At 69.6% G+C, this 6,610-nt stretch carries 7 protein-coding genes; 4 read left to right on the forward strand and 3 right to left on the reverse strand.

What is annotated here, in order from left to right; genetic code table 11:
* Both U9977_RS24470 and U9977_RS24475 read left to right on the forward strand, forming a co-directional pair.
* Nucleotides 1–160: hypothetical protein (locus U9977_RS24470; protein ID WP_322751640.1), on the forward strand; the 160-nt coding region annotated here is incomplete at its 5' end.
* Between the two features lie 313 nt (nucleotides 161–473).
* Nucleotides 474–854 carry an STAS domain-containing protein gene (locus U9977_RS24475; RefSeq protein ID WP_322751634.1) on the forward strand — a complete coding sequence of 127 codons (381 nt, stop codon included), beginning with the start codon at nucleotides 474–476 and terminating at the stop codon, nucleotides 852–854.
* Between the two features lie 44 nt (nucleotides 855–898).
* Here the strand turns inward: U9977_RS24475 and U9977_RS24480 are convergent, their stop codons facing one another.
* On the reverse strand, nucleotides 899–1,186 hold the full coding sequence (locus tag U9977_RS24480) for a hypothetical protein (RefSeq protein ID WP_322751635.1): 288 nt from the start codon (nucleotides 1,184–1,186) through the stop codon (nucleotides 899–901).
* Between the two features lie 122 nt (nucleotides 1,187–1,308).
* Here U9977_RS24480 and U9977_RS24485 point away from each other — a divergent pair, with 122 nt between their 5' ends.
* Complete coding sequence (locus U9977_RS24485) at nucleotides 1,309–1,725, forward strand: hypothetical protein (RefSeq protein WP_322751636.1); 417 nt, start codon at nucleotides 1,309–1,311, stop codon at nucleotides 1,723–1,725.
* 18 nt (nucleotides 1,726–1,743) lie between these two features.
* Here the strand turns inward: U9977_RS24485 and U9977_RS24490 are convergent, their stop codons facing one another.
* Together U9977_RS24490 and U9977_RS24495 are read right to left on the reverse strand one after the other, a co-directional pair.
* A complete protein-coding gene (locus U9977_RS24490; protein WP_322751637.1) occupies nucleotides 1,744–4,968 on the reverse strand; it encodes an AAA family ATPase in 3,225 nt (1,074 codons plus the stop codon).
* 99 nt (nucleotides 4,969–5,067) lie between these two features.
* Complete coding sequence (locus tag U9977_RS24495; RefSeq protein ID WP_322751638.1) at nucleotides 5,068–5,577, reverse strand: MarR family winged helix-turn-helix transcriptional regulator; 510 nt, start codon at nucleotides 5,575–5,577, stop codon at nucleotides 5,068–5,070.
* Nucleotides 5,578–5,694: 117 nt separating this feature from the next.
* On the opposite strand from U9977_RS24495, the gene U9977_RS24500 reads away from it, so the two are divergent.
* Nucleotides 5,695–6,610: DHA2 family efflux MFS transporter permease subunit (locus U9977_RS24500; RefSeq protein ID WP_322751639.1), on the forward strand; the 916-nt coding region annotated here is incomplete at its 3' end.

Consider the following 6,610-nt stretch of genomic DNA (forward strand, 5'->3'; position numbering starts at 1 on the left):
CTGGAACATCAACAGCTTCGACCAGTGGGGGGTGGAGCTCGGCAAGGTACTGGCGGAGAGGATCATCCCCGAACTGTCGGCGGACGGGCCGCTGGAGTTGGCCCACGACAGCTCCACCAACAGCCTCATCCGCCGTTTCCGCGCCGCCGGCACGGGCTGAGAGTCCCGGACCTGTCTGGCCGATATATCCAAACCATCCGGTTCAGGACTGATTCCCGAATCTGCTGTGACTCTGCGTCGGCGGAATTCGGAATCTTGGTTACCGTCGGTAGTATCGCTGCATCGGGTGTACGTATCTCGTGACTCGGGGAGAGACCACGCTGTTGGCGATTCCGGTCCGGGAGACCTGCCGGGTCGCCAGGACAACGCAAGCCAGGAGGTGTCGCCCCGGTGTCAACCGGCCGGGGGGCGGGGCCAGGGGTCGGGCGGCGCGGTACGACGAGCGTCGGCAGGAGTAGCGGGGGGGCGGAAACATGCAGGTCGAGGCTGGTCATCTGCGGATGTCGGTGACCCATTCCGGGTGCGATGTGGTCATCGTGCTTGACGGCGAGCTCGACACCCGCGGCCGGCTGCGGTTTCGCCAGGAGATCCATGAACTGCTGGGGCGTGGCGGCACCGCCGTGACCGTGGACGTCGCCGGCCTACGGGCCATCGACATCGCCGGGATGGCCGCCCTGCTCCGGGCCGAGTTGCTGCTGCGAGGCGTTCACTCGAGCCTGCGGGTTCGCGGCGCGTCCCCGGCGTTCATGGCGTTGCTGCGTTCGACCGGCCTGACCGGTCGCCTGCAGGTCGACGCGGGGCCACGCTGGTCGGGCGCGACCGCATCCGCCACCACCGGTGGTTCCACCCGTTGAGGCCGGGCGGCCGCATGCCCCGATGGCCGGGCGGCCGCACACCTCTATGGCCGGGCGTTCTTGGACTGGCGCGACACGATCAGTCGCAGCAGCCGGGTCGGGGGCGGTCCGCCACCGTTGAGGTCACCGTGGGGCTCGTCGTCGGGATCCGGGACCAGTCGGAGTCGGGGCCGGCGTACTTTCTCGATCATTTGTTCCACCTGGTGCATAGCCAACATGCCGATCATGAGTACCAGTGGGAATCCCAGCACAATTGCTACGGATCCGGCCATCGCGTCCTCCGAGCCTCGCCCGAAAACACGGAAAGTCCCGTTGTGATCTTTCTGTGTCATCCGCAGTCCTGTTACCCGCGGTCGCGCGAAATTCACATCCAGGCGACGGTTTCGTGCGTCCGGGGTGAGTGCCGCGGCCTCCTAGTGCCGGGCGCCCTTGGCCTCCTGTCACCATGTCTGGTATGTCGAGGCCTGCCGCCACACAACCGGCGGGCTCCGGCGGTGCCCAGCCAGGTGGCCCGGCAGGTGTTCCGTCCGCAGGCCCACCGCTGCGCGGTCCCTACCGCGGTCCGTGGCCCGTCCAGCGCGCCATCCCGACCGAGGCCCACCTGCGGGCGCGGATGCGGATGCTGGCCGAGCAGATCGAGATCTCGCAGGCCGAGATCGTCCTGTATCGGGCGGCCTATGAGCGGGCCAGCGAAGAGGAGACCGCGGACCGTCCATGGCTGCGCGGTTCCCTTGAGCGCCTCGCAGTCCCCCGCCTGGCCCGGGCGCTGGCCCGTGAGCTCGACGCCATGGAGCGGTTCCGGATGTGGGCGGAGGAGCTCTACTACCTCCAGGAAGAGGCCCGCGCCAACGGTCTGCTCAGCTCGCCGTAGAACTCACACCGGTGCCGCTCACACCGGGACGGAGAGCTCGTCGAAAAGTCGGCGGGCCTGGGCGGCTCCGGTGATGTTGCCTTTCTTCTCGTAGCAGGAGATGGCTGCATCGATCTTCGGTCCGGCCGCGTCGACCTGGCCGGTTCGGTGGAGCACCTCGGCGTAGGCCAGCCACGCCTGCGCCTGTCCGTCCCAGTCGTCGGTTCGCCCGGCCAGGTCGCATGCGGCCTCGGCGAACCGGACGGCCTCGACCTCGCGTTCACGGCCACGCATCGCCAGTACCTTCGCGTGTACCCCGCACCAGCCGGCCTGGGCGGGGACCTGGTCACCGGCAGCGGCGTCGCGGGAGCGGGACACGTAGGTGGCCGCCTCGTCGAGGCGGCCGAGTTTGACCAGGACGTCGGCGAGGGCCGCGGCACGCGTGGCCAGGTGCGCACGCTCGCCCATCCGGGCCAGCCGACGGCAGCTGCGCCGCAACTCGTGCTCGGCCGTGTCGAGGTCATCGGTGAGCAGGGCGACGCGGGCAACGACGAAGCCCCCGTAGAGCGGGTCTCCGCGGGGGCTCCGGACGTCCCAGACGATCTCTTCAGCCCGGCTCAGGTGGTCCCTGGCGGCGTCGAGGTCCCCCGCCATGGTGAACAGCAGGGCCAGCTGGGCGAGCAGGGAACGGCGCAGGCCGCGGTCGTCCCCGACGCCGGCCAGCGCCCGGGTGGCCCGCTCGACCGATTCGCCGATCGGGCGCGGGGCGAAACTCAGCAGGTGGACGAGGTCACGGCGCATGGTCTGGGCGTCACGCAGCACGCCGGACTCCTCGGCATGGCGGACGGCGGCCTGCATGGCCCGCTCCGCCTGGGCGTAGCGGCCGGCCGCCATGTGGGCGGCCGCCTGACCGCGGCAGGCGAGCGCGGCACCGACCTCGTCCCCGTCCCGGATGAAGATCGGTAGTGCCCGGGTGGCCTCGCCGAGGGTCTCGGCGACCAGCCCCTCCGGGCTTGTCGTGAACATGAGCCGCAGGTGGGCGAGGCGCGCGTGCGCCCGCAGACCGGCGTCACCGATCCGGGCGGCCCGGTCGGTGGCTTGGCGCAGCATGCGTTCGGCGTCGCTGAACCGGCCGAACGAGTGCAGCGCCCAGCCCAGGTCGATCTCGGCGCGGATGCGTAGTGGATCGGTGACAGGAAGAAGTTTGATCGCTCGTTTGAGTAGGCCGGCCGCGCCTGTCTCGTCGCCCTGACGAACCCGGTCGGCGGCTTCGATCAGACAGGTCGCGGCGTGGCGTCCGAGCTGCGCGGTCTCGGCGTCGCGCAGCCCGAGCTCGACCCGGTACCGGTAGGCCTGTTCCAGGTGATAACCGACCAGCTCGTCGTGCTCGCCGGGACGCCCGATCATCCGGGCCTGCAGCCAGGCGGCGAACCCCTGGTGCAGCTGCGCACGCTGGCGTTTGGACGTGGCCTGGTAGGCGCAGTCGCGCAGCAGGACGTGCAGGAACCGGAAGGCGTCCACGCCGGGCAGGTCTGAGCGGTCGGCATGGACCAGTTCCTTGCGTACCAGCGACTGGCAGTGCGCGGCCACGCCGGCCCGGTCGGCCGGGGCGGACAGCTCGACCACGGCGTCGAGGTAGAACCGTTGACCGACCACGGCAGCGCGTTCCAGCACCCGCCGTTCGTGCATGTTGAGCCGGTCGAGACGGGCGGCGAGCAGCGCGGAGATCGTGGGTGGAACCTGGACCGAGCCGAGGTTGCCGGTCGCGATCCACCGGTCGCCCTCCCGGCGCAGCAGCCCGTCGTCGACCAGGGCCGCGAGCGTCTGCTCGACGAACAGCGGGTTTCCCGCGGCCGAGTCGGTGATTCTCGACACCAGCGCCGGGTCGAGGTCGTTGGAGCCCATCAACGTGCGGATCAGTCGCTGGCAACGTTCCTCGCTCAGCGGCTGCAACAACATCGACGTGGCGTTGAGCTTGCCTCCGCCCCAGGTCCGGCGCTCCTCCAGCAGCTCGGGCCTGGCCAGGCACAACAGCAGGATCGGCGCCTCCCGGGACCAGTCGGCGACATGCTCGATCAGGTCCAGCAGGGTCGGCTCGGCCCAGTGCACGTCATCGAACCAGATGATCAGCGGACGCTTCTCGGCGAGCGCGGCCAGAAACGTGCGGACCGCCCAGAAGCTCTCCTGCGCACCGACCTCGGCTCCGCCCAGGCCGATCAGCGGCGCCAGCCCGTCCACCACGGCGGCGGCGTCGCCGATGACGTTGTCGACCCCGTCCAGCAGCTCGCGCAGGCGGCGCCGGCCCTCGGGCGCGCTCTCGTCCGCGGACATGCCGGTCGCCTGGCGGACCATCTCCATCAGCGGCCAGTAGGTGATGCCCTCGCCGTAGGACAGGCAGCGTCCGGTGAGCACCGTCGCCCGCGGCGCCATCGCCTCACAGAACTCCCCGACCATCCGGGATTTTCCGATGCCGGCGGGACCGAGCAGGGTGAACAGGTGGCAGGTGCGTTCCTCGATCACCTGTTCGAGGACGTCGCCCAGGCGACGGCGTTCCCGGTCCCGGCCGATCACCGGTGCGGCGAAGCCGTCCGGGGCGAACCGCGCGCCGGGGCCGATGCCGGGGTGCGCCAGGCCGATCAGGCGGTGGGCCCGCAGCGGGGCCTTCTTGCCCTGGACGACCAGGGGTCCGACCGGTTCGCTCCGCACATCCGAACGGATCATCCGCAGGGTCGTGTCGGCGATGAGGATCTCGTCGGGGTCGGCGGCCTCCTCCAGCCGGGACGCGATGTTGACCGCGTCCCCGGTCACGCCACCGCCGGTGCCCGGCCCGCCGACGGTGACCTCGCCGGTGTTGATCCCGATGCGGATCCGGAACCGGAATCCCCAGTCCCGTTGCAGATCGGCGTTGAGCGCGGCCATGCTGGCGCGGATCTCGAAGGCCGCGCGGGCGGCGCGCAACGCGTCGTCCTCGTGCAGCACGGGGATGCCGAAGACGGCGAACACCGCGTCCCCGATGAACTTCTCGACGGTGCCCCCGTGGGCCGAGATCACTTCGCGGGCGGCGCTGAAGAACCGCCACATGACCTGCTGCAACGGTTCGGAGTCGAGCTGTTCGCCGATGGCGGTGTAGCCGGTGACGTCGCAGAACATGATCGTGACAGTCTTACGGGCGCCGATCCCGAACGTGGGCAGCGGCGTACCGCAGGAGAAGCAGAAGCGCGCTTCTTCCGGGTTGGCCTTTCCGCATGTCGGGCAGGCGACCATGTGCCGGATCGTAGGCCGCGGGGATGCCAGACGGGACGCTGATACACGTGTCAGTCGTTTCGGATGATCGTGATCTGTCCCACAGCCCTGGGCGGGGGATCAGCTACAACCGTTTCCGGCGACGGTTTCCGGCGGCCCGTCCGGCCCGTCCGGCCCGTCCGGCCCGATGTCGGCGGCGGTGCCCTCGATGGCGTCGAGCACCGATCGCAGTAGCTGGAGGAACTCCTCGCGCTGGGCCGCGGACAGATGTCTGGTCATGGCACCGACCTCCGCGGTCCGGTGTCGGTCCGCGGCGGTCAGCCGGGCGCGACCGGCGTCGGTGAGGGCCACGAGCAGGGCACGCCGGTCGGTCGGATGCGCGGTGCGGATGACCAGCCCCTCGCCTTCGAGCCAGTCCACCGTCTCGGTCATGGTCCGGGCGGTGACGTCGGTGGCGTCGGCGATGTCGCGCAAGCGGGAAGGTCCGCGCCGCTCGACGAGTTGCAGGACCTTGAAGCGGGAGAGCGTGAGCCCGGCCGTGACCTGAAGGGTGTCGTTCACGCGATGACGCAGTCGGTGACTGACTGCCAACAGCGTATCGATGATCTCATCACCAGTTTGCGGCTTCATTGTTCAGCCATCTTTATTTTGAGGGACATGGATAGTGAGGTAGCCTCATAAAGTACCACCCAGCCGACCGAGGTTGCGATCCGTTGCGGTTGGTCACTCATGGTTAGGGAGAGGTCTATGAGTCCCGTCCGGAGCCCTGCTCGGATCCGGCGTGCGGCGCCCGCGCTCGACCAGCGCGTCGCGGCCGCGGTCGTCTTCGCCGCGACGATGTTCATCAGCATCATGGACGTCACGATCGTCAATGTGGCCCTGCCCTCGATCGCCCGTGACTTCGGCGCCTCGACCGGTTCGATCGAGCTGGTGGTGATCGGCTACCTGGTCAGTCTCGCCGTCTTCATCCCCGCGTCCGGATGGTTGGGTGACCGGTTCGGGACCAAACGGGTCTTCCTGGTGGCGCTGGCGGCGTTCACGGCCGCGTCCGCGCTGTGTGGTGCTGCCACCAGCCTTGATGCCCTGGTGGGGTTCCGGATGCTACAGGGAGTCGGCGGCGGCATCCTGATGCCGGTCGGGACGGCCATGCTGTTCCGGGTTTTCCCGCCCGAGCAGCGGGTGCGGGCCGCACGTGTGGTCATCGTTCCCACTGTGATCGCGCCGGCGGCCGGTCCGGTGCTCGGTGGCATCCTCACCGACCACCTGTCGTGGCACTGGGTGTTTCTGGTGAACCTACCGGTCGGGTTGGCCGTGTTCGTGTTCGGCCTGGTCTTTCTGGCCGAACACCGCGAGCCTGCCGCTGCCGGCCGCTTCGACCTGGTCGGGTTCGTGCTCGCGGCGGCGGGATTCGCCCTGATCCTCTATGCGCTCAGTAGCGGGCCGGGCAGCGGCTGGGCATCGGCCAAGGTCGGTGTCGCCGGGTCCGTCGGCCTTGGCGCGACTGTCCTGATGGTCAGCTGGGAGCGTCGTCGCGACCGTCCGCTGCTCGCGCTGAGACTGCTCGGCGAGCGGCTGTTCCGGGCGACCAACCTCACGATGCTGTTCGCGACGATGGCCTTCCTCGGCACGCTCTACCTGATCCCGCTGTTCCTGCAGGACGCCC

Origin of the sequence: Protofrankia sp. Cas8 (genome assembly GCF_963555845.1) — a bacterium.
In the GTDB taxonomy this organism is placed as follows: Bacteria; Actinomycetota; Actinomycetes; order Frankiales; family Frankiaceae; genus Protofrankia.

Coding starts and splice junctions, on each gene's coding strand:
- U9977_RS24495 (WP_322751638.1), bottom strand. CDS start 5,577: ATGAAGCCGCAAACTGGTGATGAGATCATCGATACGCTGTTGGCAGTC.
- U9977_RS24485 (WP_322751636.1), top strand. CDS start 1,309: ATGTCGAGGCCTGCCGCCACACAACCGGCGGGCTCCGGCGGTGCCCAG.
- U9977_RS24480 (WP_322751635.1), bottom strand. CDS start 1,186: ATGACACAGAAAGATCACAACGGGACTTTCCGTGTTTTCGGGCGAGGC.
- U9977_RS24490 (WP_322751637.1), bottom strand. CDS start 4,968: ATGGTCGCCTGCCCGACATGCGGAAAGGCCAACCCGGAAGAAGCGCGC.
- U9977_RS24475 (WP_322751634.1), top strand. CDS start 474: ATGCAGGTCGAGGCTGGTCATCTGCGGATGTCGGTGACCCATTCCGGG.